This window comes from Pseudomonas sp. LBUM1647, assembly GCF_059716175.1.
In genome coordinates this window covers 2,216,932-2,243,425 of record NZ_CP166809.1, presented here as the reverse complement: position 1 = coordinate 2,243,425, position 26,494 = coordinate 2,216,932, and the positions used below count along the sequence as shown (strand labels likewise).

At 56.9% G+C, this 26,494-nt stretch carries 23 protein-coding genes and 1 pseudogene; 9 read left to right on the top strand and 15 right to left on the bottom strand.

Annotated elements, in window-relative coordinates:
* Positions 1 to 44 precede the first annotated feature (44 nt).
* Positions 45 to 1,370, bottom strand: a pseudogene (locus tag ACA059_RS10170) (MFS transporter).
* 268 nt (positions 1,371 to 1,638) lie between these two features.
* Here ACA059_RS10170 and ACA059_RS10165 point away from each other — a divergent pair.
* Positions 1,639 to 2,514: a LysR family transcriptional regulator gene (locus ACA059_RS10165; RefSeq protein ID WP_497633683.1), complete on the top strand. Its 876-nt coding sequence runs from the start codon at positions 1,639 to 1,641 to the stop codon at positions 2,512 to 2,514.
* A 113-nt stretch (positions 2,515 to 2,627) separates the two neighbouring features.
* Here ACA059_RS10165 and ACA059_RS10160 read toward each other — a convergent pair whose 3' ends face one another.
* Complete coding sequence (locus tag ACA059_RS10160) at positions 2,628 to 3,494, bottom strand: LysR substrate-binding domain-containing protein (protein ID WP_497633682.1); 867 nt, start codon at positions 3,492 to 3,494, stop codon at positions 2,628 to 2,630.
* A gap of 109 nt (positions 3,495 to 3,603) precedes the next feature.
* Between ACA059_RS10160 and ACA059_RS10155 the strand changes: the two genes are divergently transcribed.
* The 3 genes from ACA059_RS10155 (at position 3,604) to ACA059_RS10145 (ending at position 6,425) form a co-directional block, all read left to right on the top strand.
* Positions 3,604 to 4,713 (top strand): 2-aminoethylphosphonate--pyruvate transaminase, encoded by a 1,110-nt coding sequence (locus ACA059_RS10155; protein ID WP_497633681.1) that lies wholly within the window; start codon positions 3,604 to 3,606, stop codon positions 4,711 to 4,713.
* Between the two features lie 147 nt (positions 4,714 to 4,860).
* The gene (gene phnX, locus ACA059_RS10150; RefSeq protein WP_497633680.1) at positions 4,861 to 5,688 is read left to right on the top strand and encodes a phosphonoacetaldehyde hydrolase; all 828 of its coding nucleotides are present in this window, start codon (positions 4,861 to 4,863) and stop codon (positions 5,686 to 5,688) included.
* A gap of 188 nt (positions 5,689 to 5,876) precedes the next feature.
* Entirely contained in the window at positions 5,877 to 6,425 is a 549-nt protein-coding gene (locus ACA059_RS10145; protein WP_497633679.1) for a cytochrome b, read from the top strand.
* A 10-nt stretch (positions 6,426 to 6,435) separates the two neighbouring features.
* On the opposite strand, the gene ACA059_RS10140 is transcribed toward ACA059_RS10145, so the two are convergent.
* From ACA059_RS10140 to ACA059_RS10110, 7 genes are all read right to left on the bottom strand, one after another.
* Positions 6,436 to 7,353: a 1-aminocyclopropane-1-carboxylate deaminase/D-cysteine desulfhydrase gene (locus tag ACA059_RS10140; protein WP_497633678.1), complete on the bottom strand. Its 918-nt coding sequence runs from the start codon at positions 7,351 to 7,353 to the stop codon at positions 6,436 to 6,438.
* A 175-nt stretch (positions 7,354 to 7,528) separates the two neighbouring features.
* Entirely contained in the window at positions 7,529 to 9,568 is a 2,040-nt protein-coding gene (locus ACA059_RS10135; protein WP_497633677.1) for an oxidoreductase, read from the bottom strand.
* A gap of 985 nt (positions 9,569 to 10,553) precedes the next feature.
* Positions 10,554 to 11,480, bottom strand: a complete 927-nt coding sequence (locus ACA059_RS10130; RefSeq protein ID WP_497633676.1) for an amino acid ABC transporter permease — start codon at positions 11,478 to 11,480, stop codon at positions 10,554 to 10,556.
* Positions 11,477 to 12,109 (bottom strand): amino acid ABC transporter permease, encoded by a 633-nt coding sequence (locus ACA059_RS10125; RefSeq protein WP_339552300.1) that lies wholly within the window; start codon positions 12,107 to 12,109, stop codon positions 11,477 to 11,479. Before ACA059_RS10125 ends, ACA059_RS10130 begins: the two co-directional genes overlap by 4 nt.
* A 22-nt stretch (positions 12,110 to 12,131) precedes the next feature.
* Positions 12,132 to 12,974: a glutamate ABC transporter substrate-binding protein gene (locus tag ACA059_RS10120; RefSeq protein ID WP_497633675.1), complete on the bottom strand. Its 843-nt coding sequence runs from the start codon at positions 12,972 to 12,974 to the stop codon at positions 12,132 to 12,134.
* A 38-nt stretch (positions 12,975 to 13,012) separates the two neighbouring features.
* Positions 13,013 to 13,777, bottom strand: coding sequence for an amino acid ABC transporter ATP-binding protein (locus ACA059_RS10115; RefSeq protein WP_497633674.1), 765 nt, complete (start codon positions 13,775 to 13,777; stop codon positions 13,013 to 13,015).
* A gap of 51 nt (positions 13,778 to 13,828) precedes the next feature.
* Positions 13,829 to 14,851 carry an asparaginase gene (locus tag ACA059_RS10110; protein ID WP_497633673.1) on the bottom strand — a complete coding sequence of 341 codons (1,023 nt, stop codon included), beginning with the start codon at positions 14,849 to 14,851 and terminating at the stop codon, positions 13,829 to 13,831.
* 68 nt (positions 14,852 to 14,919) lie between these two features.
* On the opposite strand from ACA059_RS10110, the gene ACA059_RS10105 reads away from it, so the two are divergent.
* Positions 14,920 to 15,990: a LysR family transcriptional regulator gene (locus ACA059_RS10105; RefSeq protein WP_497633672.1), complete on the top strand. Its 1,071-nt coding sequence runs from the start codon at positions 14,920 to 14,922 to the stop codon at positions 15,988 to 15,990.
* 318 nt (positions 15,991 to 16,308) lie between these two features.
* Positions 16,309 to 16,785 (top strand): hypothetical protein, encoded by a 477-nt coding sequence (locus ACA059_RS10100; RefSeq protein WP_497633671.1) that lies wholly within the window; start codon positions 16,309 to 16,311, stop codon positions 16,783 to 16,785.
* Positions 16,786 to 16,977: 192 nt separating this feature from the next.
* Here ACA059_RS10100 and ACA059_RS10095 read toward each other — a convergent pair whose 3' ends face one another.
* The 3 genes from ACA059_RS10095 to ACA059_RS10085 are packed head-to-tail and all read right to left on the bottom strand — an operon-like array spanning position 16,978 to position 20,578.
* The gene (locus ACA059_RS10095; RefSeq protein ID WP_497633670.1) at positions 16,978 to 18,063 is read right to left on the bottom strand and encodes an aromatic ring-hydroxylating dioxygenase subunit alpha; all 1,086 of its coding nucleotides are present in this window, start codon (positions 18,061 to 18,063) and stop codon (positions 16,978 to 16,980) included.
* Positions 18,048 to 19,649 carry a GH3 family acyl-acid amido synthetase gene (locus ACA059_RS10090; RefSeq protein ID WP_497633669.1) on the bottom strand — a complete coding sequence of 534 codons (1,602 nt, stop codon included), beginning with the start codon at positions 19,647 to 19,649 and terminating at the stop codon, positions 18,048 to 18,050. The genes ACA059_RS10095 and ACA059_RS10090 overlap by 16 nt, the downstream gene beginning before the upstream one ends.
* Positions 19,649 to 20,578 carry a fatty acid desaturase family protein gene (locus ACA059_RS10085; protein WP_497633668.1) on the bottom strand — a complete coding sequence of 310 codons (930 nt, stop codon included), beginning with the start codon at positions 20,576 to 20,578 and terminating at the stop codon, positions 19,649 to 19,651. The genes ACA059_RS10090 and ACA059_RS10085 overlap by 1 nt, the downstream gene beginning before the upstream one ends.
* Before the next feature lie 315 nt (positions 20,579 to 20,893).
* On the opposite strand from ACA059_RS10085, the gene ACA059_RS10080 reads away from it, so the two are divergent.
* The gene (locus tag ACA059_RS10080; protein ID WP_497633667.1) at positions 20,894 to 21,772 is read left to right on the top strand and encodes a metal-dependent hydrolase; all 879 of its coding nucleotides are present in this window, start codon (positions 20,894 to 20,896) and stop codon (positions 21,770 to 21,772) included.
* A gap of 8 nt (positions 21,773 to 21,780) precedes the next feature.
* Positions 21,781 to 22,695, top strand: coding sequence for a lipase family protein (locus ACA059_RS10075; protein WP_497633666.1), 915 nt, complete (start codon positions 21,781 to 21,783; stop codon positions 22,693 to 22,695).
* Here the strand turns inward: ACA059_RS10075 and ACA059_RS10070 are convergent.
* Entirely contained in the window at positions 22,683 to 23,798 is a 1,116-nt protein-coding gene (locus ACA059_RS10070; RefSeq protein ID WP_497633665.1) for a hypothetical protein, read from the bottom strand. The two genes, ACA059_RS10075 and ACA059_RS10070, sit on opposite strands and share 13 nt — an antisense overlap.
* Complete coding sequence (locus ACA059_RS10065) at positions 23,792 to 24,517, bottom strand: hypothetical protein (RefSeq protein WP_497633664.1); 726 nt, start codon at positions 24,515 to 24,517, stop codon at positions 23,792 to 23,794. Before ACA059_RS10065 ends, ACA059_RS10070 begins: the two co-directional genes overlap by 7 nt.
* A gap of 185 nt (positions 24,518 to 24,702) precedes the next feature.
* Between ACA059_RS10065 and ACA059_RS10060 the strand changes: the two genes are divergently transcribed.
* Positions 24,703 to 26,163, top strand: a complete 1,461-nt coding sequence (locus tag ACA059_RS10060) for a fatty acid desaturase (protein ID WP_497633663.1) — start codon at positions 24,703 to 24,705, stop codon at positions 26,161 to 26,163.
* Positions 26,164 to 26,225: 62 nt separating this feature from the next.
* Here the strand turns inward: ACA059_RS10060 and ACA059_RS10055 are convergent, their stop codons facing one another.
* Positions 26,226 to 26,486 carry a PAAR domain-containing protein gene (locus ACA059_RS10055; protein ID WP_497633662.1) on the bottom strand — a complete coding sequence of 87 codons (261 nt, stop codon included), beginning with the start codon at positions 26,484 to 26,486 and terminating at the stop codon, positions 26,226 to 26,228.
* Positions 26,487 to 26,494 lie beyond the last annotated feature (8 nt).

The window sequence follows — 26,494 nt, the reverse complement described above, 5'->3', positions numbered from 1 at the left end:
CCGCCAGCGCTTGCTCCAGCCAGAAAGGTCTCATGGGTCAATCCTTAAGTACGCAGAGGTTTTACGGTGATCGGTTGGTTAGGCACGAAGGCGCTTTTGGCAGGCAGGCCAGCCGGGCGGCTGTTCCAGTGCGGGATCAGCACCAGGGCTGAAAACATCGCGCAGCCGGCGAAGACGATGAACACGGTGACCGAGTCGAAGTAGCCCGGCAGCAATCCGCCGAGAATCGCCCCGACTGAGCCGCAACCGTTGACGAAACCGGCCGCTGTGGCGCCCGCCTTGGCGGTGCCGAAATCGATCGCGGCCGCGCCGCTGATCATCGAGTCCGGTCCATACAGGGTCAGGCCCATGACGAACAGCAGCGCCACCACCAGCATCACGCTGCCGGTATGCAGGGCTCCCATGAACAAGGCCAGAGTGACAGTCAACGCCAACAGGCTGAGCACACACGCCGGCATGCGTCGGGCGCCGAACAGTTTGTCCGACGCCAGCCCCAGCAGAATCGGCCCGAGCAACCCGGCCAGTTCAAACGCGGTCGGAATGATTGCCGCGCCGACCTTGCCCACCGAGGGCATCTGCTCGAAGACGATCACCGGCCCCCAGAGCAGAATCGCGTAGCGCGCCGGCTTCAGCAGAAAGTACGCCAGGCCCAGAACCAGCACGGTGCGGTTGCGCAGAATTTCTTTTAACGGTTCCAGAATGCTGATCTTGCTTTGCGCATCGGCCTCTTGCGCCGTCAGTTCTGGCTCCGGTTCCACCGCTGGCAAGCCAACGTCTTCGGGTTTGTTGCGCTGAAAAATAAAAAACAGTACGGCGACCAGCCCAACCACCGCCGCACTGGAAAAGAACGCCGCATGCCAGGTGCCGATCAGCGTATACGCCCACCAGCCAGCGAACGGCGAAGCCACCAACCCACCAAAGGCGTAGCAGGAACTCCACAACCCCAGCACCCGCCCGCGCTGTTCGGCGGGAAAGAAACTGCCGAGGTTCTTGCACAGCCCGGACCAGCCGGTGGACTGGGCAAATCCTTGAATCAACATGCAGGTAGCGAAGATTGGCAACGTCGCAAAACTGCCCATCACCAAGGCTGCCGCCGCTGAAATCAGCAACCCGCCAAACACCACGACCCTTGGGCCAAAGCGGTCGGCCAGGATGCCCCAGGTGAATTGCCCGATGGCGTAAGCCGTGAGGTAGATGGCGTCGAGGTTGGCCATGGCCATTTTGTCGAGCATGAAGGTGGGGTCTTCGGCGATCCCAAGTTTTGCCACGGAAAAAGCTTTGCGGGTGAAGTAGAAAGCGGCGTAAGCGAGCTAGGTGATCGCGAAGATCTGCACGCGCCAACGCTTGATAGTGCCGATGTGCTTGTTCATTGTGGTTCTGACCTCAGGGTGTGAGTGTGCCGGCAGAAATTGAGAAATAACGCCTGTTTTTTTATTGTTGAGCACTTCGATATCGCAGCTTCCCTTTGGCGATATCGGTCAGATGAGTCCTGCTGTTGCACGCACAGGCTCATGGCCGCCGACGCTGTTTGACTGACCAGTCACCGGGGCTGAGGTCGATAAAAACAATTACTGATTAATAAGTGAAATCGATTTATCGTATTTCCAATATAAGCTCAGCTTGTTACTGGAGATTTCGATGTCGGTTTCCCACGCCCAGCTCAAAGCCTTCCATGCCGTGGCCGTGCACGGAAGCTTTACCAAAGCCGCCGAGCGGCTATTCCTCACGCAACCGGCGATTTCCGACCAAGTGCGCAAGCTCGAAGAGCGTTTCGGTGTTCTGCTGTTCCACCGCAATAAACGCTCGGTACGCCTGACCGATCTGGGCGAGCGGTTGCTGAGCATTACTCAGCGGCTGTTCGTCATCGAGGCCGAGGCTCAAGAGTTACTTCAGGAGTCCCAGGCACTGCAGACCGGCAGTCTGATTCTCGCCGTCGATGCACCGGTGCATGTGCTGCCGCAGATCGCACGGTTCTGCGAACGCTACCCCGGCATCAGTGTGAAGATCGAAACCGGCAACACCGACGAATCGCTGTTTCGGCTTTTCAACTATCAGGCCGACCTGGCGTTGCTGGGCCGGGAAGTGAGTGACGAACGTCTGATCTCGTTGCCGCTGCGCAACGACCCGATGGTGGCGTTCGTTTCGTGCAATCATCCGTGGGCCAACCGTGAGTCGATTTGCCTAGCGGATCTGGATGACACGCCTTTGGTGCTGCGGGAAATCGGCTCGGTGACGCGGCAAACGCTGGAAGAAGAAATGGCTCAGGCCGGGTTTCGCATTCGTCCGGCGATTCAGGTTGAAGGTCGGGAAGCGGCGCGTGAAGCGGTGGTGGTGGGGATTGGTGTTGGTGTTGTTTCAGCTGCCGAATTCGGTGCGGATTCGAGGGTTTGCGCGTTGCCGATTACCGATTGCAAACGGCGATTGACCGAGACGCTGGTGTGCTTGCGCGAGCAGAGTTCGCGGCGGGTGGTGGCGACGTTTCTGGAGATGGTTCGCGAAAGCCTCTCCCCGTAGGAGCTGTCGAGTGAAACGAGGCTGCGATCTTTTGACCTTTCGCTTGAGACTCAAGTGAACCGGGAAAGATCGCAGCCTCGTTTCACTCGACAGCTCCTACAGAGACTGCGCGGTCAATTCAGATTCGGCGCCAGCTCGAAAAACGCCTGAATCAAGCGCAAATCCCGCCGCCGTTCCATGCACCCAATCATGTGTCGGTTAACCAACCCTTCACCAAGAATCGGCACCGCCGCCACCCGCGGGTCATGGCTAACCTCCACCGATGACACCACGCCGACCCCCAACTCTGCGGCGACGGCTTCAGTCACCGCCTCGCGACTGTCCAGCTCCAGCAACACCCGTGGACTGACCAACGCCTTCGCGCACGCCTCGTCGAAGGTGCGCCGGGTGATCGAACTTGGCTCGCGCAACACCATGATCACCTGATCCAGCGCCTTGAGCGGCACCCCCTTGGACATCTGCGCCCAGGGATGACCGTCGGGCACCAGCGCACAAATCCGTGATTCGCTTAAGTCTTGCAAATGCAGCCCCTTGCGCGGTTCGACCTCGGTCAGCACCGCCACGTCGGCATGCTCCGACAGCAACGCTGCCAAGGTTTCCTGAGCATTGCCCAGCCGCAGGTTCACGGTAATGCCGGGATACCGCGCCCGCAAACTGGCGAGCATCGGCATGACCATGTGCGGCCCATCCGCCGCAACCTCCAGACGCCCGGTCAGCAACTGCCGGTTGGCCTCGAGCATCACCTGCGCCTCTTCGGCCAGACCGAACATTGCCCGGGTGATCGCGGCCAGTTTGGTGCCCTCCTCCGTCAGCTCCACCCGTCGAGCGGTGCGCCGCAACAGGGTGATCTGGTAATGCTCCTCCAGCGCCTTGATGTGCCCGGTGACCGCCGGTTGGCTGATGAACAGTCGCGCGGCGGCCCGGGTGAAGCTGCCCTCGCGGGCCACCGCATCGAATGCGCGGAGCTGGAACAGATTCATGAATAACCCTCACTGATGGCTGGCATAACAACAAACAATTTGATTGATAGCACGGCAAATTGCAATTTAAGCCCCGTAGCTTCATCCCATCGATTGCGAGGACACGAGAATGAGTACCGCCGAACCCATCCTGCTCACCCCCGGCCCACTGACCACATCGGCCCGCACCCGTCAGGCGATGATGGTCGACTGGGGTTCATGGGATGACCGCTTCAATCAACTGACCGCCAGCCTGTGCGAACAACTGCTGGCGATCATCAACGGCGGCGACAGCCACCACTGCGTGCCCCTGCAAGGCAGCGGCACGTTCGCGGTCGAAGCGGCGATCGGCACGTTGGTGCCTCGCGACGGCAAAGTCCTGGTGCTGATCAACGGCGCCTACGGCAAACGCCTGGCGAAAATCTGCGAAGTGCTCGGCCGCTCCTTCAGCACCTTCGAAACCGCTGAAGACGAACCGACCACCGCCGCCGACGTCGACCGTCTGCTGCGCGCCGACGCCAGCATCACCCACATCGCGCTGATTCACTGCGAAACCAGCACTGGGATCCTCAACCCGCTGCCGGAAATCGCCCACGTCATCGCGCAACACGGCAAACGCCTGATCATCGACGCCATGAGCTCCTTTGGCGCCTTGCCGATCGACGCGCAACAGGTGCCGTTCGACGCGCTGATCGCCGCCTCGGGCAAATGCCTGGAAGGCGTTCCGGGAATGGGCTTTGTCTTCGCTCGCAAAGAAGCGCTGGCGAATGCCGCCGGCAACTCGCACTCGCTGGCGATGGACCTTTTCGATCAACACACCTACATGGCCAAGACCGGCCAATGGCGCTTCACTCCGCCGACCCACGTGGTCGCGGCGTTGCACGAAGCCCTGCTGCAATACAACGAAGAAGGTGGTTTGCCCGCCCGGCATCAGCGCTATGCCAACAACTGCAAAGTGCTGCTCGATGACATGGCCAAACTGGGGCTGCGCAGCTTCCTGCCCGCCGAGATTCAGGCGCCGATCATCGTAACCTTCCACGCACCGAAAGATCCGCGCTACCAGTTCAAGGAATTCTACGAACGCGTCAAGGCCAAGGGTTTCATCCTTTACCCCGGCAAATTGACCCAGGTCGAAACCTTCCGCGTCGGCTGCATCGGGCACGTCAACCAGGCCGAGATGCACGCGGCCGTGTCGGCGATCGCCGAAGTGTTGCGCGAGATGGAAGTCCTCGAAATCTGATTCACGACGACTTGTAGGAGCTGTCGAGTGAAACGAGGCTGCGATCTTTTGATCCTGTTTTACAAAGGCAACGTCAAAAGATCGCAACCTCGTTTCACTCGACAGCTCCTACAGAGATCACCATTTCCCACCTACAGGATTTGAGACATGAACTACGCAAACCCAACCAAGCTGCAAGCCGCCATCCTCGACTGGGCCGGCACCGTGGTCGACTTCGGCTCCTTCGCACCGACACAGATTTTTGTCGAAGCCTTCGCCGAGTTCGACGTCCAGGTTTCCATCGAAGAAGCCCGCGGCCCGATGGGCATGGGCAAGTGGGACCACATCCGCACCCTGTGCGATCAGCCGGAAGTCGCCGAGCGTTATCGCGCGGTGTTCGGCCGTACGCCGACCGACGATGACGTCACCGCCATCTATAAACGCTTCATGCCCCTGCAAATCGAGAAAATCGCCGAGCACTCGGCGCTGATCCCGGGCGCACTGGACACCATCGCCAATCTTCGCCAGCAAGGGATCAAGATCGGTTCCTGCTCCGGCTATCCAAAACAGGTCATGGACAAGGTTGTCGAACTGGCCGCCACCAACGGTTACATCGCCGACCACGTGGTTGCCACCGACGAAGTGCCCAACGGTCGCCCATGGCCCGCCCAGGCACTGGCCAACGTGATTGCGCTGGGCATCGATGATGTCGCGGCCTGCGTGAAGATCGACGACACCGTGCCGGGCATTCTCGAAGGTCGTCGAGCCGGCATGTGGACCGTGGCATTGATCTGCTCGGGCAATGCGCTGGGCCTGGACTACGAAGGTTACCGCGCCCTCGGCAGCGATCAACTGGACAGCGAACGCAAGCGCATCCACGGGATGTTCGAAGGTTCGCGGCCGCACTACATGATCGACACCATCACCGATTTGCCGGAAGTGATCGCCGATATCAACCAGCGCCTGGCCAAGGGCGAGATGCCGCAAACCAACTGATTGCGCCTGTCGCTGCATAAAAAAAGCGCCAGCTCCTTAACGGAACTGGCGTTTTTTTTTGGGCCGACCACCTGATCCAGAGCGTTGAACGCCCAAATAGCCACAGGCAAATCCACCAAAGCGGATTACAGTTAAAGCACACCGTCGAACAAGAACGGTGGCTCGACCTGACCTGTGAGGAACACCGTATGCCCTGGAAGAATTCCGACTCACGCTACAGCACCGTATCGATCGCGCTGCATTGGTTGATGCTGGTCCTGCTGGCGCTGGTTTACGCCTGCATCGAATTTCGCGGAATTTTTCCAAAAGGCAGTGGCGGCCGGTCGCTGATCACCGAATCGCACTTTATGCTGGGCTTGACGGTGTTTGTATTGGTCTGGCTGCGGCTGTTTGCTCGCAGCCTGGGCCCGGCACCGCAAATCTTCCCGGCCTCGCCTCACTGGCAGACCGTGCTGGCCAAACTGATGCACTGGGCGCTGTACATTTTTATGATCGCCATGCCGATTCTGGGCTGGCTGGTCACCAGCGCCAAGGGTCATCAAGTGATGTTCTACGGCTTCGACCTGCCATTGCTGGTCGCAGAGGACAAGGCGTTGGCCAAGCAGATTCAGGGTTGGCATGAACTCGGCGGCACCATTGGTTACTGGCTGATCGGCCTGCACGCCGTGGCGGGGATTTATCACCACTATGTCGTGGGCGATAACACTTTGCTGCGGATGATGCCCAAGCGCGGGTGAATCCAGCCACTCACTGGAACCCCCGGCGGCCCTGCAAACCGCCGGTATGGACGAAGATCAGGCGCGTGCCCTTTTCGAATCTTCCCGCTTCTACTTGCTGCTTGAGCGCCAACAGGGCTTTGCCGGTGTACAGCGGTTCAAGGGGAATACCGCTGGCCTGTTCGGTCTGATCGATGAATTCGAGCAACAGCGGATCGACTTTGGCAAAGCCGCCACGGCAGGCATCGAACAATTCATAAGCGCGATCCTGTAGACCCGCCTCCCGCACAATCAACTCGACCTGCTGCGCAACCCCATGATCGTCGGGCACGGCCAGCGCACCATACACCGGATGTTCGCCCGCCTCGGCCAGCACCAGACCGGCCAGGGTCGTGCCCGTTCCACAGGCCAACCACCAGCCGTCGTAGTCGCTCCAGCCCAGACCGTTCAGTTGCTCGCTGACCATTGTCCTCAGTGGCATGCAACCCTTTGCTCCCTGCAAACCGCCACCACCTTCCGGCACCGGATGCAGATCGGGATACTGCGCCTGCCATGGCAGCCAGAAACCCGGCTCGTGCCGCGCTCGATAACCGCCATAACCCAGCCAATGCAATTGCATGCCAAACGCCTGCAAGTCTTTTACCGTTGGCGTTTCTTGCGGATGACCACGCAGCAGGCCAGCGGTGCTAAAACCGAATCGCTTGCCCGCCGCGGCCAGTGCATGCAGATGATTGGAGTGGGCACCGCCCAGACTGATGATGCCTTTGGCACCGATCCGGTCAGCAGCTTTCAGGTGCTCGATGAGTTTGAACCACTTGTTGCCACTGATCAGAGGGTCGATCTGGTCAAGGCGCAGAATTGCGACTTCGATGCTTGATCGGGCGAGCCAATCAAGATGAAGGGGGTCGAGGGGTGCCTGGGGTAGCCATTCGTTGGGCGGGAGAAGCATCGATGCCGGCTCTGGGTGAAGAGCCGGCATCTTAACAGCCGTTGTGGCGAGGGGGCTTGCCCCCGTTCGGCGGCGTAGCCGTCGTGAATCAGACGCTACGGTATGTCAGTAAGATTTCAGGGGGCGCTGCGCACCCCAACGGGGGCAAGCCCCCTCGCCACAGGGCCTGTGTTGATTACAACTCAGCAGCCAGTCGCGAACCCTGGTTGATCGCGCGCTTGGCATCCAACTCCGCCGCCACATCCGCGCCGCCAATCAAATGCACGTTCTGCCCGGCCGCCACCAGGCCATCCTGCAACTCACGCAGCGGATCCTGACCGGCGCAGATCACGATGTTGTCCACCAGCAGCACTTGCGGCTCGCCGGTTTCGCCGATGCGGATGTGCAAACCCTCGTCGTCGATCTTCAGGTACTCGACGCTGTTGAGCATCTGTACCTGCTTGTTTTTCAGGCCGGTGCGGTGAATCCAGCCGGTAGTTTTACCGAGGCCGTCGCCGACCTTGGATTTCTTGCGTTGCAGCAGGAACACTTCACGCGCCGGTGCATGAGGCTCAGCCTTGATGCCGGCGACACCGCCGCGCGCTTCCAGATGCGTATCGATGCCCCACTCCTTCCAGAACGCCTCGCGATTCTGGCTGGTGGCCACGCCTTGGTGAACCAGGAACTCCGACACATCAAATCCGATACCACCGGCACCAATCACCGCGACGCGTTTGCCCACCGGTTTGCGCTCAAGGATCACGTCCAGGTAGCTAAGCACCTTGGCGTTCTCGACACCCGGAATCGCTGGGGTTCTTGGGGCGATGCCGGTGGCGAGAATGATCTCGTCGTAACCGCCTTCGACTAACTGCGCGACGTCGACGCGGGTGTTCAGGCACACCTCAACATGGGTGGTCTGCAGTTTGCGGTTGAAATAACGCAGGGTTTCAAAGAACTCTTCCTTGCCCGGCACACGCTTGGCGATGTTGAACTGGCCGCCGATTTCGCTGGCCGAATCAAACAGTGTCACCTGATGACCACGCTCGGCGGCCACAGTCGCTGCGGACAGACCCGCAGGGCCGGCTCCGACCACCGCGATTTTCTTGATCTGCTGCACCGGCAAGTAATTGAGTTCGGTTTCGTGACAGGCGCGCGGGTTCACCAGGCAACTGGTCAACTTGCCGCCGAAGGTGTGGTCCAGACAGGCCTGGTTGCAACCAATGCAGGTGTTGATTTCATCGCCACGACCGGCCGCGGCCTTGTTGACGAAGTCCGGGTCGGCGAGGAACGGCCGCGCCATGGAGACCATGTCGGCATCGCCTTCGGCCAGAATCTGCTCGGCCACTTCCGGGGTGTTGATACGGTTGGTGGTGATCAGCGGAATGCTCACCGAGCCACGCAGCTTGGCGGTGACTTTGCTGAACGCACCGCGTGGCACTTTGGTGGCGATGGTCGGAATCCGCGCTTCGTGCCAGCCAATGCCGGTGTTGATAATGGTCGCGCCAGCCTGCTCGATGGCTTTGGCCAGGGTCACGATTTCTTCCCAGCTGCTACCGCCTTCCACCAGATCGAGCATCGACAGGCGGAAGATGATGATGAAATTCGGGCCGACCGCTTCACGCACCCGGCGGACAATTTCCACCGGCAGGCGCATGCGGTTTTCATAGCTGCCGCCCCAGCGGTCAGTACGGTGGTTGGTGTGGGCGGCGAGGAACTGGTTAATGAAATAACCTTCGGAGCCCATGATCTCGACGCCGTCGTACTCGGCCTGTTGCGCCAGGGTCGAACAGGTGACGAAATCGCTGATCTGCTTCTCGATGCCTTCCTCGTCCAGCTCTTTAGGCTTGAACGGGTTGATCGGTGCCTGAATGGCGCTCGGCGCGACCTGTTTCGGGCTGTAGGCATAACGACCGGCGTGAAGGATCTGCATGCAGATCTTGCCGCCCGCCTCGTGCACCGCGCGGGTGACGATCCGGTGCTTGAGCGCTTCTTCCTCGTTGGTCAATTTGGCTGCGCCGGAGTACACCCCGCCCTCGTCGTTCGGGCCAATACCGCCGGTGACCATCAGGCCAACGCCGCCACGGGCACGTTCGGCGAAGTACGCCGCCATGCGCTCGAAACCGCCGGGCTTTTCCTCAAGACCGGTGTGCATCGAACCCATCAGGGTACGATTGCGCAGCGTGGTAAAACCCAGGTCCAGCGGGGCCAACAGGTGCGGGTAATGAGCGGCGGCCATCGGTAACTCCACATCGAGCGATCACGGAAAAAGTGCAGGAGCTCTTCGGCCCCCGTCAGTCATGTTGGACAGACTAAGAGTCGCGGCGCTGCCGCTCAATGACCGTAACTGACAACTTATTGATCCAAATGTGCAGCGCCCCTTGGCAAGTGCCGGCATGCGCCCTACCCTAGTCGCGAATCCTGCCATGAGTTTTCACTACGATTGGAATACTTTTCATTAAGAATGGAATCAGCCAACCATAGCCAGCCGTGTCGCGGAAATGTTACAGGCCAGCATAGGCCCCGTGTGTGCAATGTTTTATGTCCTGATGTCTAGCCATTGCTAGAGGAATAACCTCGATGCGGCGCTGGACAGCGGCACCCCGAAGCACACCTCCAGCTTGGGGTGACACTCTTGGCCCTGCATATGGTATCGCTGATGCCTAAAGCGGCCTTGGCGACACAGCCGACCCCCGGCACCGCGCACAAAGCATTCGATACTGCTGAAGGTTTCCATAAGCGCCACTATAAACTTTTGGTTTACACAGACTATCGCAATTACGGTCTACACAGTCTTCAGTGGTCTTTAGAAAATAAAATGAAATCATTAGTTTTTAAATGGCAAGCATCTCAGACACATCGCGACAGGCAGTAATCGGCCAACAGAAGTCACTCCCTATTGACCCAACCTCCGATTACCCAGCACCAGCCTAGTCATCACGATCACGGTTCTTTTTCAGCACCAGATGGGACAAGCATCGCGAATCTGACAGTCATGCTTGAAGTGTCACTTCCAATAAGGTCGCAGAATATCGGCATATCCATAACCTGCTGTCTCGATAACGGTGTCTTTTCCATCACCCAAGTTGAAAAGCCCCCTGCCCCGGACATCACGTCTTCGCCTGTGCCGCCCGCCATCAAATCGCTGGAAGAACCGGGTATCAGAGCAAACGGCTCCGGTCTTGCGGACTGACGGAATGAACAGTGCTGAAAAGATAACCCTGCTATTGATCCCGTCCCGACATTCGATCAGGCGCAGACCGCAGTCCCGACTGCATGACTGGAGCAACCTCAACCGCTGCGCCAAAGTTGCCCTCCGTGATAGCGGTCTTCGTTCGCTGACCGCGAGAATCATAAGCCTGCCGACGTTCAATCCAGCGACGCAGTGCCAACAGCAACGCACTGACAAACCCGTACATCACCGTGACAATAAACGCCGATTGCAACAGCGACTGCGGCGCGAAACTCGATATCTGCTGTGAACGTCGCAACAATTCCTCATACGGAATGATGTACCCCAGAGACGTGTCCTGGACGATTGCCAGAACGGCACTGACCAGCGTTGGCAACATCAGCTTTAGCGCCTGTGGCAATACCACCCACATCATCGCTTGATGATCGCGCATGCCTATGGAAAGCGCGGCCTCCTTCTGCCCGCGCCCCAACGAAAGAATGCCCGCACGTACAACCTCCGCTGTCATCGCGCTGTGATGCAGCACCATGCCGAAAATCAGGTAGCCCAAGGCCGACCAGTGCAACCCGATCGAAGGCAGAAGGATGACGGTAAACAGAATCAGCAACAGCAGCGGTACCGCGCGAAAACAACCGATGTAGCCCGCAGCCAGCGTGCGCACCCAAAATCGGTTCGACAACCGCGCCATCGCCAGAGGTACGGCGAGGCTGAAGGCGAGTACCGTACTGATCACCGCAGCCAGCAAGGTCGCCATCAGTCCGTCAAACAGGAACTTCAAGGTGCCCGGATGCAGGAAGATTTTCCAGCGATGGGCATCGAACTGACCACTCGCCTCCAGGCGATGCCCGACCGCGTACATAAAGCAGAACAACAGGACCACGCCAACCACCGAGATGATCCGGTTCCGCCGCCTTGCAACAGGACCCGGCGGTTCGTAGAGCAGATTGTCCGCGCTCATCGCAGCACCGCCATTTTTTGCTCAAGGACGCGGAAGAACAGGCCCGCGGGAAGGGTCAACAGGAAATAGGCCGCCATTGCACCGAGGAACGTCGGCACGGCCAAGGCGGTGTCGAAGTTGATTTTTTGCGCGGTGTAGGTGATGTCGGCGACACCGATCGCAGCACCGATAGCGGACGCCTTGATCTGAATGATGAACAGGTTGCCCAGCGGGGCGATCACCGACTGCACCGCTTGCGGCAAAACCACTTCGCCCAGTATCTGGTCAAACCGCATGCCGATACTGCGGGCTGCTTCGATCTGCCCGATGGGCACGGTGTTGATGCCCGATCGCACCACCTCACAGATCCAGGCCGCGCTATACAGCCCCAGGACCAGGACCGTCGAGGTGAACAGCGAGTACATGAAGCCCAGCTTCGGCAAGCCGAACGTGAACAGCAGCAACAACGCCAGCAGCGGCATCATCCGCATGAGTTCTACGTAACTGCTGGCAAACCAGCGAAAGGGTGGCCATGGGCTCACCCTCATGATCGCCAGAAGCAGTCCGAGAACGATCGCAATGGCAAAGGACAGCAGGGTCAGCTGCACGCTGACTGCAATGCCCCCCAGGAAGCGTTCGATATAAGACATCAGGCTCACCTCTGCCTTTTCTTTACTGTTCGATCACTGGCACCTGAGGCGCACCGAGTCCCTCTTGCAAATCCTTGCCGTACATTTCCTTCCACTGACCATTCTCGATGGAGGCGCTCAGTTGGCTGTTGAGCCAGTCACGCCAGGTCGTGTCCTCCTTAATGACGGCAATGCCGTAAGGCTCTTCGGTGAACGGCGTGCCGACCACGCGCATTTTTCCGGGCTGACGCATGGACTCACCGACCAGCGTCGCACCGTCGTCGACGTAAGCGTCGAAGCGCTTATCGATCAGCCCCTCGACGCAAGCAGAGGCATCGCTGAACGTCACGATCTTCGCCGCAGGCGCCAATGGCTTGAGGTTGCGCTCCACGGTGGTGCCGCTCAGAACGCAGACCGTCTTCCCATCCAGGTCGGCAGTCTTTTTGATCGAATCGTCATCCGCGCGAACCAGCGAATCCTGGCCGGCGAGGTAGTACGGGCCTGCGAAGCCGATGACCTTTTTGCGCTCATCGGTCACGGTCATGGTCGCGATGACCATGTCGACGCGTTTGTTTTCGACCAGCGGAATGCGGTTTTCCGGTGTTGTGCTGACCCATTCAATGTTGTCTTCGGAACCGGTTAGCTTCTTCGCCAGCATTCGGGCCAGGTCAGCCTCGAACCCTTCGACCTCCCCGGTCATGGGGTTGCGAGAGGAAAACATCAGAGTGTTGAGCGAGCTGCCAACGACCAGCTTGCCGCGCTTCTGGACCTTGGCCATGGTCGAATCAGCCGGGAACTGCTCAACGGTGGAGGCCGATGCGAACGAGGCGAAAATGCAGGTAGCCAAGAGGGAAATGCCGAGGGAAGCGATTCGATTAAAGCGCATGGTTGTTATCTCTTGTTCTTGTGATGTTGATAAGTGAATCAGTGTGCAAGGACCTTGGACAGAAACTCGCGGGCGCGCTCCGAGCGAGGGGCGCTGAAAAATGTCTCGGGCGGAGCGCTTTCGACGATCCGACCGGCGTCCATGAAAATGATGCGATCGGCAGCGGAGCGTGCGAAGCCCATTTCATGGGTGACGACCACCATGGTCATCCCGGTGCGGGCCAGATCGACCATGACCTTGAGCACCTCGTTGACCATTTCCGGATCAAGCGCCGAGGTCGGTTCGTCGAACAGCATCACGCTGGGCTTCATCGCCAGTGACCGGGCCAGTGCCACACGCTGTTGCTGGCCGCCCGACAATTCAGCGGGATAGGACTTGCCCTTGTGTGCCAGGCCGACCTGGTCAAGCAGTTGCAAAGCCCATGCGTCTGCATCCGCACCGCGCATGCCGAGAACTTTGCGTGGGCCCATTGCGACGTTCTGCAACGCGGTGCGATGGGAAAACAGGTTGAAACTCTGGAAGACCATTCCAACCTTCGCGCGCATCTTGGCCAGCGCCCCGCCCTCTTCTGGCAGGCGCTCGCCGTGCAGAAAGATATCGCCGTTGGTGACGGTTTCCAGGCGGTTGATGCAACGACACAGGGTCGATTTCCCAGAGCCCGACGGTCCGATGATCACCACCACCTCGCCAGGCTGTACCTCCAGGTCAACATCAAACAAAACTTGCTGACTGCCGAAGAACTTGTTGACGGCGCGCAGTGAAATGGCAGGCATTTGTTGAGTGAACGATTGAGCCGATTGCATGGTTTCTGCTCTGCCTCAAAGATCTGACACGTGCCCGGCAGGCACCCCGAATTAGACGAACTTCAATTGCACCGTGGCTTTCAATTGACCGGCACGCGAACCGTTGTAACTTCTCAGCACCGGATCGGCCCACGGCGCCAGCAGCGGATTGTCGCTGTCCTGATCCAGCACCCCCAGTTGTTTGAGCACGGCAATGGTCACTGCGAACACGCTGGTGAAATCGCCGTCACTGATCTTGACCGCCACGCCCAAGCCACGACTTCGAATACCGACCGTCTGCACACCATCGGCACCGGTTTTCGCGACCCAGTCACCCTTCGAAGACAAAGTGATGCCCAGGTCGGCGCGACCGGTCCCCGAGACCATTTCCGGATGGCTGCGCATGGCATCGAACAGCCGTCGCAATACGGGATCGAGGCTGGCGTCACCACCCCCCTCGGCACTGGCCAACCGCGCCCACAACAGGGCCAGGCGCGACAACGGCATGCCCAGGTTTGGTGCGTTGCAGCCGTCGACTCCGGTCCAGAGTTGATTCTCCGCAACCCCTGTCAACGCCGCGACTACCCGCTGGATGTCGCGCTGCAAGCCATGTTCGGGGGACAGATAGGTTTCGTTGGGCAAACCATGCAGGCGGCAATACGCGAGGAAACCGCTGTGCTTGCCGGAACAGTTGTGATGGCGCTGATCGTAGCGAAAACCCTGGGGCGGCAGATTGTCCGCCGTGTAGAAATCGGGCAGATGGCAACCACACCCCAAGTCAGTGGACGCTCGCTGGATTTTTGAGAGCATGCCACTCACGGCATTCACGTGTGCGGTTTCGCCCGAGTGACTGGCGCACATTATGGCCACTTGTTCATCGGAGAAGCCGAAGTGCTCGACCCCGCCATCCCGGACGAACGGAATGGCCTGGAATGGCTTGAGCGTGGAGCGGGAAAACATCATCGAACCGGGGTCGCCGGCATAGGCCAGCAAACTTCCTTCGTTATCAACGACAGCCACCGATCCCCAGTGGATGCGCTCCACATGTTCGTTTCGGGTAGCAATGGCCAATGGAACGTGTGCGGGAAAAGCCATGGTGATCTCGATCTCCAAAGTTCGCTACAGGGGATCTAAGTCCCTATCGCAAATACGTGGTCGGTAGGATGAACGACGTGCGCACTTCGATCAAAAATGAGTCTATATTCAGTCAAATATTGATGGAATATCGCGAAACAGAATTCGGTTTTGCATCCAGCGCAAAGGCAACCACTTCCAACATGACGTTTGAAACGGCACGTATCGATCACCTGGGGGTCATGAGAGCACTGGTCAAAGTGGTCGAATTGGGCACCTTTTCCGCAGCGGCCCGGGAGATGCACGTCTCCCCTTCAACCCTGACCCGCATGATCACGACGCTGGAAAAATCCCTGGGCACGACCCTGCTGCACCGCACCACGCACATCGTCGCCCTCACGGAAGCGGGCCAGATCTATCACGCGCGGGCGTTGTCGATGATCGCGGATCTGGACGACACCTTGCGTGTCGTCAGCGACCTCAACCTGGCGCCCAGCGGCCCCTTGAAACTTGTATCGCCGGTGGCATTCGGCAGACGGTTCCTCGCACCGCTGATCGCGCCATTCCTCCAGATGTATCCGGGTATCCAAATGGATCTGCGGTTGACCGACAACCACAATGACATGATCGTAGGCGGCTTTGATCTCGATATTCACGAGGGCGAAAATCATCTGGCGAACTTGGTCGCCTACCCAATCTGCCGCAACGATTCATTGCTGTGTGCCACACCCGACTATCTAACACGCAACGGCCGTCCAGCCACCCCCGCCGAACTCAGCTCACATAATTGCCTGATCTACCTGCACCCTGACAGCGACCCCCATTGGTACTTCACAAAGGATGACGCAAAGCACTCGATTTTTCCCAAAGGCAATCTTCAATCGGACAACTCGGAGCTGCTGCTTGAAGCCGTCTGTGGCGGCCTGGGTATTGCAGAATTTGAAATCTGGCTGGTGCGTGACCTGCTCTTGAGCGGTGAATTGCAAATCGTGTTACCTGAATATCGGTTTGTTAATTCACTGACCGGGAATCAAATCTACATGGCTTACCTTCCCAATCGACGTTACTCGACGAAAGTCAGGGTGCTGCGCGACTTTCTTGAAGACCGACTCAAGGGCATAAGCGAACTGCCTCCTGAGCTTTTCAAGTGTCGGTCATGAGCAAGTGCTTACGGTTAAATGAGCGAGCTGTCGGCAAAGAAGCTGATTCGGGCCCATCCCAGAGGCTGTAAAAAACAGCGTTGACGTATCGCAAGGCTGCAAGGCAGTCCTACGGTGATCGAAGGTGTCGAGCAAATGCTGGAACGCTTGGTCCAGGACGCGCGGCGACCGTGTATCGGTATCAGTTCTATTGATAAGTTCCGCCGGATGAGGCGCAGGTGGTTGCCGACGCTGGCGCCTCACCGACAAAATGGCGGATGACAGCTTAGGGTCGGTTTCAGCCAGTCGCGATAGGCTGAAATCGGCCAATAACGGACGTTGGATGATCTGATCCCCGCTTGCGAAATGGCATGCTCGGATCAGTTGCCCGTTAACAAAAAGATCAAGCTTCTGAATAAAGGTAGTGAGTCCGCGGCACTTGATCTCGTCGATTTTTTAGAAGTTATCGATAGTCCTACTCCTACCTTTTACGAGTTAGAGGAAAAGGAGGCATTGGTGATGGCGCGATTCGAATCTGAGGACTTCTGGAGCCACATGCGTGACAAGCTGAAGGCTGAGCTCAGAGTGTATGGCAACGTGGCGAAGCCTCAGGCAGCCAAAGTCGTGAAGAAAATGCAGGACAGACCGATTGCGCCCATTCAATGTAAACATTTCCTCTCCCGACTTGGCACCATGATGAAAGAACTCAGCGAGGAGATTGATGCCGAAGCTGAACGGGAAGCATCAATCATGAAACTGATGAGGCGACTGCCGTCTGGAGGACCGAGGCCATTCTCCCGCCAACCTTCAAGGTAATGCCAAGCCAACTGAGTTGGAAGCACTTTCCATGCCGCACGCCAAGCAGCAGTAAATCGCCTCTAGGTTTTTCGGCGACAGCGACCGACAGGTTTGCATGCCTACTTTTGCATGGCTAAGTACCAAGCCATGCAAAGGCGCTGCGTCTGGCTGCCATCTGCCAAATCACATCAAGTTCTATATGCACCGCCATCAAAGCTCAAACCGTATCCGGCTTTCACGATGCTGTACCGATGGCAAATCCTCTCCTCGCCTCACCGCAGCAAGTAACTGCTCAACACCGACATGTATGGCATCCGCTTGCACATTGGAAGGCTTGAAATCCGCCGCGTTATCAAGGCCTTGTCGGTGTGACTGAATTATTTTCACGTCTTGGCGAATGACGATGCGGGTGTACAGATGGATGAACGGACGCAACATCCGCAGTACCCAGCGGGGTAACCGGAAGCGATAGGCGATATAGGTATAGACGCGCGACTGACGTGAATCTATTGGCGTGATTTGACTGATGATCAAAAAAGCCGAACGTTCGCCCCACTGGTAGTCGCAGCGCGTTACGTTGGGCGCAAAAAAACGATCCGTGTGAACCAGCGGCTCGCGGTCGGGATTACTCAGCCAGTTCATGACACCAATCTTGTCCCCGTCATCGTGATAGGTCACTTCAATGCTCCGCGCTTTACACGCGAGCGTGGCATCCATCGAACGACCCGTGCTGGATCTGAAGATGCCCTCGTGCACAAATACGGTATGCGGCACGTCCATGAAGTTCTGCACCAGGCTGCCAACGTCGGCCTCAAAGGTGTTGATCATGAAATATGACTGCCAGCGCTTGTCATCATAAGCCGGCAGCCTGAACAAGGGCTTGGCCTGCGGGTCACCTGCGCCGGTGTATACCCAGATTAAGCCATCCCGTTCCTGCACCGCAAAATGACGCTGTTTGTACCGATACTCGCGCGATATTGATGAGCGCTGTTTATCGCCGACACTCGGGATATGAACCACTTGCCCCTGAGCATCGTAACGCCAGCCATGGTAGGGACAGACGAGGCAATTATCGGAAATTTTGCCTGCGGACAATCGGGTCCCACGATGCACGCATTGGTCGAGCAACGCCGCTACCTGCCCATCACGCTGACGAAAAAGCACCAGGTTCAGTCCCAGGATTTTTGCCCTGTAAGGTTTTTTCTTACGCAGTTCTTTCTGAGCGCAAGCCACATACCATTGTTCGAGGGTTCCATCGCAAGGCGCCTCAAGGGTGCTATTTAAAGATGCCGACATGAGCGTTCCGTCAGAGCGAGAATGGCCTCGGCTGTCTCAAGCCGATTGATAAGTGGGCGAGGTTTGACGTCACCGGCGCGGATACCGCTTAACTCCGCCGCCTGTTGCAGTACTTGAGCCAGCAGATCAGCGCCTCCTTTAAGCAAGCGAACCCGAAGAGGCCCCAGTTGCCCAAGGCTGCGTGCCTGGTTGTAATGAAAGGAATTGGACAGTGCCGACTCGACAGCCAGCGCCAGTGCTCCTGCATCCAGGTCTTCAGATGTCGCAACCAGCGCCAGGTAATGAGGTGGCGTAGCCGAAGCATTGGGGATCAGGCAAGCGGCCCCTGTGGTTGTGATGCAACGGTTAAATATGCTTTGCACGATTTGCTCATCAAGCTTTTCTCCGACCAGATCACTGGTAACCGTAGTACGCCCCACAAACTCTACACGCGGAGTAGCCCCCAGCATTCCGACGACTCGGACCCGATCCCCCAATGCGTAGCGATACAAGCCCCCACCGGTTGTAAGCAGGACTTGCGCACTTTCTCCCATGCGTAAGGAGTGTGCATTGCGTAGCGAACCGTCTTCGCAGAGAAACTCGAGATAATGGCTGCCAATCGCCAATGGACACCCCGGCTCGTCACCAAATGGCACGCTCACCACACCTTCGGTGGCAAAAAGACCTTTGGGTAACCATTGCGCCTGAGGGAAGCGCGCCGCCAATTGCGTGTAGTAGTTGCGGCTGGGGCCATCCATCCAGCAACTGACAGCTGCCAGTCGTGGCCATAATTCGGTGCATACACCTTGGGATCTCGCTCGGCGCAAGGCAGACCTGCGGGCTGCGGGAAGCGCATCGTCCAGCCACGCAAACGTCTGCTCATTTTCAGCTGTTTCGCAGTCAAATACTGGCTGTAACAGACTGGTCAAGAACGTAGGGCTCCACACACTGATAAAACTCAAATCAGCGTCTGCCACCAAAGCAAGTAGTGTCTGTTTACGCCAGTGCGACAGATCGCCGGCAAACTCTGGAATCAACAAGGTCCCTGCCAATCCGGCAATGTTGCTGCCGCTCAAGTACTCCAGATCACTGGCTGAACCAACGGAAATACCATTAGGGCCAACCACTGGCACTTGCAATGGTGGGGACATTGACCAATAGCCTGACCCATGACTGATCCCTGGGACTTGACGGTACATGTCCGCAAGCCAGACGCTTAAAGCACAGTGCATTTCAGACAAAAAGTCGCGCGTATAAGGAATCGCTTTCTGCAGCGCACTGCTACCGCTTGTACGCTCAAAGAACAGTGGCGGGCGGGACGTCAAAATCGGTTCCGATTCATTTTGAGCTCGCTGTATCCAGGGATGCAGTTGCGAGTAAGAGTGAATCGGTACGTTGTCGCGAAACTGTGTTGAATTAGAGATATGAGCAAAGTTGTGGGCACGCCCGAACGCGCAATCACTATTGGCCTTTAGCAATCCCTGCAATACGCGCTCTTGCGCCAGTTCTGGTTGCTCAAGTTGCTCGTGCCACCGATCAAGCGTGGGTTGGGCGCTCTCTATAAAACTTTTCCACAGCGCGCGTTTGACGCCATTGTTGGTGCTCATCAGAAGTAGGTCTTGTCGAGTTGTGTCAAGTCATCCGGTAAACGCTGGGGCGGCAAGAAAACCTGTAGCCAGCCAAACCACAATGGCCGGGTCTCGTTCAGGTTCGATGCCCGATGCATCTGCTGCCAATGCAGTGCTGATTGACGATGATGGGTGAGGTTGTAGTTAAAATTCAAAAATGCCCAGCGTACAAGCCGCGGCGCCCTCATGTTGTAGGCGCCTTCAACCACGTCCAAGGGTGTGCGCATGTGGTACACCCACTGCAGCGACGACCAGGAAAATGCAAAAGCGATGTAGGCAATGAGCACGGCATGCCACGTCCACCCCAGCAATAGACCGGCCGATAACCACACCGCGACACTGGCAATCACCTCCAGGCGGATACGTCTGAAATCGTTTTTGGAGAAATCCTTGAAGGCGGCGGCATAAGTATTGACCTCTGCGGTTTGCGACCACTTGTCAGTGATACGCGCCGGCAGCAACGGCAACAAAAGACTGCCGATAAATGCCGCGAACCAGATACCACCCAGAATCGCGAAATAGTATTCAACTCGCTTGCGCAGCAACGACTCGTCTGCACTAGCAAAATCAGCCAGTTCTGCACGTGTGCGATTACGCGTGTGATGCCCAAGATGGTTGATATGGATCAGCGTGGCCGATGCACCAAACAGTGTTGAAGCCCACCACATGACGAAGTAGTTCAGCGTTTTTTTACTATGGGCCAACTCATGAAAGGCCTCGTGCATCATCGAGAAGACACCTTGCATGACCAGGCAAAACGGAATGAGGACAAGCCACTTGAGCCAACCCCCATCCGTGTATGACAGCCAGGTCAGAGTCGCCCCCCAAACTAAAGTCTGCAGCATCAGAACACACAGATTTGCCACGTCGTAACGACTAGAGGGTGAAATATCACCAGAACTGCGCATAAGAGGTCCCATGGAAAGTCGGATGTGAAAAGTATAACGCCCTGACCTCGGCTCTAACGACAACTGGCTTGCCCTATTGGCCAATAAGATGGGCTCTGACAACTATGCCACTACTACTGAACTGTGATAACCCGGCGTTCCAGTTGCCTTATCTAGAAGCATCTGAATCAATTTTTTCGACAAAAATATGTCTGGAGGTGGTGTGTTTCAGGCTGTTTTTTCGCGGCCGTCTTTTAATATTCACCTTGAATATCCATTCACACGACCAGTGGCAAAAGAGATAGCCTATAGCTTTTCAGGGCCGCATCCTTCGATATGTCGTATCTCAAACGCCTTTTATCCTGGTGCTCGCCGGCAAAAACATCTGCCGCAAAAATCTCTCGCCGCAACGTACGCTTTGCTCTCGATGAGCATATTCCTCGTTATTGGTATCGGGACTGGCCTCACGTGACGCGTTTTTTTGATGGCCTATCGATAATGTTTCCACTCGGCGAAAAGCTTTTCATTGATAGCGTCACGCACTTTCGTAAAGAGGTAGAAACAGATCTCTCGCTTTCCAACGCTGTTGAAGAGTTTGTTTATCAGGAGGCATCGCATATTCGTGAGCACAGGCTGTATAACCAGCTGCTCGAGGCACAAGGCGCGCCTGTTGAGGCGCTGGAAAAACTTCTGCTACGCCGACAAGAGGTTGGCAATCGATTTACGCCAGCTACTCGTCTGGTCATGACCGCCAGCCTGGAGCATTTCACAGCCATTCTCTCTGATCAGCTTTTGCGAAATCCCGCAGTTCTCAAAGGTGCCGATTCTAGGATGGCCATGCTATGGCGTTGGCATGCCATAGAAGAAACCGAACATAAGGCCGTCGCCTACGACGTGCTGTGCCTGGTTGTGCGCAATCCACTTTGGCGATACCTGATGCGATGCGGGATCATGCTGACAATGACCGCGTACTTCGCAATCGATGTGATGTATTTCATTTACCAACTTGCAGGTACTGATGGGCAACGCCGTAATTGGCGAGGGTGGGCGCGCTTGCAATGGTGGTTGTTTGTGAATCCTGGCCCGCTTACCCGCGCATTTCCAAGATGGCTGGCCTGGTTCATTCCTGGTTTTCACCCCAATAAGCTCGACAACAGTGAAGCCTTGGAAGCGGCCCGCCGGAGACTGGATGAATACGCTGAGCCCAAGCCATGAGGCCACCCTTGCCCGGGAAAAAACCCTGGATGCCAGAAGGCTTTGACGAATGGCCACTTCATTTTCCAGCAACGAAATTGGCGAGGCCTGCTGCACACCTTGATTGGACGGATCAATTTATCTCGTGCTGGCATGACCCAGTGCCACGTCTTCCTCGAAGTACGTTGGTGGTGCTGGTTGCGGGGCTGTTTTCCGAATGGTTGCCACGTTGTTTTCAAAGTTGCGTCCAGACTTTACGGCACTCGAACTATCAAGTTCTGCGCATGCCCGTAAGCTCTTCGCGTGGGGTGATGGCTCAAGGAAGGCATATCAACAAGGTACTGACTGCCGAACTCAAGCAAGGGCAACGATTTGTTGTGTTGGCGCACAGTAAGGGCGGGCTCGACGCGCTTGCGGCACTCTTACAGAACAGTGCCTTGAGCGAGGCGTGTGACGGCGTTGCGTTGGTGCAACCGCCGGCAGGTCCGTCGCCTGTAATGGATGAGGTGTTGGGTTGCAGCGCGCGGCAACCGGTCCAAATGTATCCTTTAGATCGCGTTCGCCGAGTGTTTGCAAGAATGCCTTGGGTGGCCGATGGCACACGAGACATCAGCAGCCTGCGCGACCCGCAAATTGCTCACATGCTCAATCATCTGGCCACTGACGTGCATTGCGCGCATGTCGTCAGTTGGACCTGCGCTCCCAGCTCACGTTTTGACACTCATCACGCACGTCTCAATGCACTGAGACCAGGCTGGGCACATGACGGTCAGTTTTACCTCGACAATCAGCGACTCGATGGCATGCCGCAGATTTGCCTGCCTCAGCTCGATCACGGCCAACCTGTTTTGGGCGGAGGTGGATTTGACGCTACCCGTTTTTGGCTGACGCTGTTAAACACTTTGCACGAGACGAAGCCCGGACGGGGCAATCAGACGAGATAGATCTCAAAACCCGGAATACGCGCCGCATCCATCGGCGCCAACGCTGACGCGCTACCGACGCAGGGCGCCGTGTACAGGTCCATGGGGATGGTCACGCTGCGATAACGGTTCATGGCTACCCAGAGCGGATCATTGTCATACAGGCACATCTGCATCAACGCGTACTGACCGCGAAGGCGCGCCCACGCGGCATCCAGCAATGCCGCAAAAATCTGCGGGTTTCGCTGCCTCACCTGTAAATGAGTCAAATAGGTGTCCTGCAGCGCCTCGCCAGGTGCGGCAATCGCAGGACGCCCCAAGGTCGGAGCACATGCGTTGAACGCGAGGCGAAGCGCTTGGTGTGACAAAGGCAGTTTTTCCACCACCACCCGCTTGATACGCCCCGCATCCCAAGGGGCTACACAACCAAGCACATTGTTTTTCGCGTCCAATGCCAAGAGAAATGACTCGATACCGAAGTCCGGCCAGGTTTCCAGGCGTCGCGAAAACTGCGCTTCACTAAAAACGCAACCAAAGGGCTGGCCAACCGACTCGCCGTCGAGAAATGCACGCAGTGCATCCGTATGGCCAGGCTGCGCTTGAACGATGCGGACGTTTTCCACCGTTCTTGGAGCACTGCTCCATCCCCGCTGACCATATACGGAGACATTGCTATAGCCGCGCCAGTGCGAAAGCATGAGCGGATTGGCTCGCCGCCCCCCCAGAAGCGAGTGCGCGGCAAGTCTATTGCCGCGAATGACACAGCAATAAGCGTGCTGAACACCCGTTTCATGGGCCAACGCTTCGAGCTGCACTTTGACCTCAGCCATCCACGACTTTGACAGGCGTCTGTCGGGCACCAGCCGAAGATCCCCCAGATAGGCCACCGGCTCAATACCGCCATTAAGGTAGCCATCGCGAACAACCAGGCTGGCGATGCCTTTCAGTTCACCGACCTCGCTTTCGGCTATCCAGGTTCGATGATCCGTGGCGTGACAACGATGCAGCGCGAAATAGTCCGGCCCACGATCAAAACGCATCGGCAAGCCACCCTGCATCGCCCGCTGCGCCTGAAAGTCGAGTAATTTCAGGTTGTCCGCGGCGTTTGCCTGGCGGATCAGCATGGCGATTGTTGAGCGGCAGCAAACAGGCGCAGAGCCATCGGCCGTAAGTTATTGGGCTGCAGCTCACACAAACAGACCAACTCATCTCCCGATGCGTAACGAGGATTTTTTTCTAGAAAATACAATACGTTTGCCAGACGCAGGTGAGGAGCAGGAACCTGTGCCAACTCCGTGGTCAGCCGACCTTGTGGAACCTTGAAGGACAGAACACCCGTTTTCGGATCATAGGCCTCACCAAAACGATCGATCGCCAAGTGGTCCATCAGCGCCTGAACTCCAGAATCCGTCATCGTCCCGGCTCGGGGTGAATAGTTCAAAGCCATAGCGCCTAAATAACGGTACGTTCGGTGACCCTTGCAGATCAGAAACCAATAGAGGGGGATTTCAGGCTGCTCCTGCCAGATCTCCCCCGCAAGTCGCATCCAGGCGAATGCGAGTTGCTGGCTCCCCCAATGTTCACGATCAATGATCGTATCGCCCGAAAAAATCACTCTTATCGGTTTGCCAGACCAGGTTTTTTCATAAAGTTTGAGCGTGGTAAATCCAACGATTACTTCACCCCCATCCCGTAATACGATGCAGTGGGTTTTTTCTTTGAAATCCTCATCAAACCTTGCTCGCGAGGTGTCGGAGTAGGACGCAGAATAAATCTCGAACATCCGATCAATTTCTTTCAGATGCAGATGGGAGCATTCAACGGAGGTTGCACTCAAACTCATGGAGACCTTCAGCATCGGAAGCAAGAGGGATGGATTTTGGCGAGATCAATCGGCCAATGCAACGTAGACTTCTATTCGTCGCCATCCTCGTCTGCCCACGAAACCTTTAGATAGCTGCGAAAAATTTGCAGCTTCTTGTAGTGAAGTAAAACTGAACTTGTTCTGACAAATCAGGCGCCTTGATCATGTCATCCACTGTTGCACACCGCCCTGTTAATGCCTTAGGGGTGACCCGCCCCATTAGTTGGCTGCTGGTCTACACCGTTGTGACGGGCACCCTGTATTTTCTCGTCACGCACTTCCCGATGGGGCCGGTACGGATAATTCAGCCCGGAGGTATCGACGCGCAAATTGCGCAACTGCCTTACACACTCCCCTTGTACCTTAGCTATTTATTGATCATGCCCGCGCTAGTGTTGCTAGGGCGTCGCCGCGACTGGCTGCTACCGGTTTTTTTTGCTGCGGCCCTTGCCTCCGGGACATGCCTGCTGAGCCACCTGTTCTGGCCAACCATGATAGAGCGCCCGGGTAGCACCTCGCAGTGGCTAACGTGGTTCTACAGGGTTGACTCACCCCTAGCCGTCTCGCCCAGTGGACATGTTGCATTGCCGGTGGCCATCAGCGTTGTACTGGCTTATCTGTGCGTCCGCCAGGTATGGATCTTCGCGCTGTGGAGCACGGTTCTGGCAATCACCGTGTTGACGACAGGCCAGCATGTACTGCTCGATGTGGTCTATGGCGCGACCATTGGCGGGGGGGCAGGTTTTATAACAATAATGCTGAATCGCCTGAAGGTGGATTTGCGCACCATCGCGGCCATCCTGCTTGAATGGTTGTGCATCATCGTCACATTGCGCATTGCGCTGTATGTCTCGGACTGGCGTTTATATTGTGTGGCTTTCGTCATTATTGCCGCGCGCCAACATGCACTTTTCATTCTGTACCACGACGCGACTCACTATCACCTGACTCGTCATCGCGGTATCAATGACTTTTTGATCAACCTGGCCATTGGTGTTCCGGGTACAGTTCCCATTGAATTTTATAGGCCTCTGCACCTCGAGCATCATCAGCACACGGGGTCGACGAAAGATCCGGAGCGGCGCTTTCTTTATCACCAGCAGCCGTGGGGATTCAGTCCTCTAAGCGGGAAATTATTGCTCAGGCAATTGCTAGGGGACCTGTTCATCATCAATACGCTGCGTAATCTGCGCGCTTACAGAGACGCGGGCGGAGCATCACCGAAGATGACCCGGCCGATTGTCGCTGCGGGCATTATCTGGTTCGCTCTCTTATCTTTCATCGCCTGGCAAACTTGCGCCCAAACGATGATGCTTATCGCACTGCTATGGTTTGTGCCACTCGCCACCTTGGGAACCCTGCTACAGAAAATCCGTAGCATCGCGGAGCACAGTGGCGGGCCCGATGTAACCCCCGGCTGGCAGGAGTGGACTTACGCATGGAAAGTGGGATGTGTAGGAAGGTTTTTCATTTGGCCTTATCACATCAATCTGCATCTGCATCATCATCGCAGCGCCAACCATCCATGGCATGTTCTTCCAGGCCTGGTAAGTGCCGACGACCGTCTAATGGACTCGCATACGCTTATTTCCCTGCTCTGGTCAGGGTCGAAGCAAAAAAGCTGATTCAACCCTCTTTCTGGGCCAGGGCAGCGAGGACAAATGCCGTCGTACGCTCTTTCAGGTGTTTAATTCTCGGCGTCGCCTTTGGGGTTACTGGCAATCAGACTCGCCCCACAGGCGGTTTTCATCCCGTGGAGCGCCACCGAAACACCACCCACATCCAGTAGAGCGCTGCCCTGAGCAATGGGAAACACCCCTTTGCATAAAGGGCATACCACTTTATGTCCGACGCCAGACATGGGCTTGCCATTTAAATCGGTTTGGTTGAAAGCCTCAATAACGGTTCCACCGTGACTGGTGGAATCGCCGAGCCGAATGATGTCCATGTTCACTC

Coding starts and splice junctions, on each gene's coding strand:
- ACA059_RS10120 (WP_497633675.1), bottom strand. CDS start 12,974: ATGCGCTTTAATCGAATCGCTTCCCTCGGCATTTCCCTCTTGGCTACC.
- ACA059_RS10115 (WP_497633674.1), bottom strand. CDS start 13,777: ATGCAATCGGCTCAATCGTTCACTCAACAAATGCCTGCCATTTCACTG.
- ACA059_RS10060 (WP_497633663.1), top strand. CDS start 24,703: ATGTCATCCACTGTTGCACACCGCCCTGTTAATGCCTTAGGGGTGACC.
- ACA059_RS10065 (WP_497633664.1), bottom strand. CDS start 24,517: ATGAGTTTGAGTGCAACCTCCGTTGAATGCTCCCATCTGCATCTGAAA.
- ACA059_RS10145 (WP_497633679.1), top strand. CDS start 5,877: ATGCCCTGGAAGAATTCCGACTCACGCTACAGCACCGTATCGATCGCG.
- ACA059_RS10130 (WP_497633676.1), bottom strand. CDS start 11,480: ATGAGCGCGGACAATCTGCTCTACGAACCGCCGGGTCCTGTTGCAAGG.
- ACA059_RS10135 (WP_497633677.1), bottom strand. CDS start 9,568: ATGGCCGCCGCTCATTACCCGCACCTGTTGGCCCCGCTGGACCTGGGT.
- ACA059_RS10125 (WP_339552300.1), bottom strand. CDS start 12,109: ATGTCTTATATCGAACGCTTCCTGGGGGGCATTGCAGTCAGCGTGCAG.
- ACA059_RS10070 (WP_497633665.1), bottom strand. CDS start 23,798: ATGCTGATCCGCCAGGCAAACGCCGCGGACAACCTGAAATTACTCGAC.
- ACA059_RS10160 (WP_497633682.1), bottom strand. CDS start 3,494: ATGAATCTGTTCCAGCTCCGCGCATTCGATGCGGTGGCCCGCGAGGGC.
- ACA059_RS10165 (WP_497633683.1), top strand. CDS start 1,639: ATGTCGGTTTCCCACGCCCAGCTCAAAGCCTTCCATGCCGTGGCCGTG.
- phnX (WP_497633680.1), top strand. CDS start 4,861: ATGAACTACGCAAACCCAACCAAGCTGCAAGCCGCCATCCTCGACTGG.
- ACA059_RS10085 (WP_497633668.1), bottom strand. CDS start 20,578: ATGCGCAGTTCTGGTGATATTTCACCCTCTAGTCGTTACGACGTGGCA.
- ACA059_RS10140 (WP_497633678.1), bottom strand. CDS start 7,353: ATGCTTCTCCCGCCCAACGAATGGCTACCCCAGGCACCCCTCGACCCC.
- ACA059_RS10055 (WP_497633662.1), bottom strand. CDS start 26,486: ATGGACATCATTCGGCTCGGCGATTCCACCAGTCACGGTGGAACCGTT.
- ACA059_RS10155 (WP_497633681.1), top strand. CDS start 3,604: ATGAGTACCGCCGAACCCATCCTGCTCACCCCCGGCCCACTGACCACA.
- ACA059_RS10080 (WP_497633667.1), top strand. CDS start 20,894: ATGTCGTATCTCAAACGCCTTTTATCCTGGTGCTCGCCGGCAAAAACA.
- ACA059_RS10105 (WP_497633672.1), top strand. CDS start 14,920: ATGAACGACGTGCGCACTTCGATCAAAAATGAGTCTATATTCAGTCAA.
- ACA059_RS10095 (WP_497633670.1), bottom strand. CDS start 18,063: ATGTCGGCATCTTTAAATAGCACCCTTGAGGCGCCTTGCGATGGAACC.
- ACA059_RS10110 (WP_497633673.1), bottom strand. CDS start 14,851: ATGGCTTTTCCCGCACACGTTCCATTGGCCATTGCTACCCGAAACGAA.
- ACA059_RS10090 (WP_497633669.1), bottom strand. CDS start 19,649: ATGAGCACCAACAATGGCGTCAAACGCGCGCTGTGGAAAAGTTTTATA.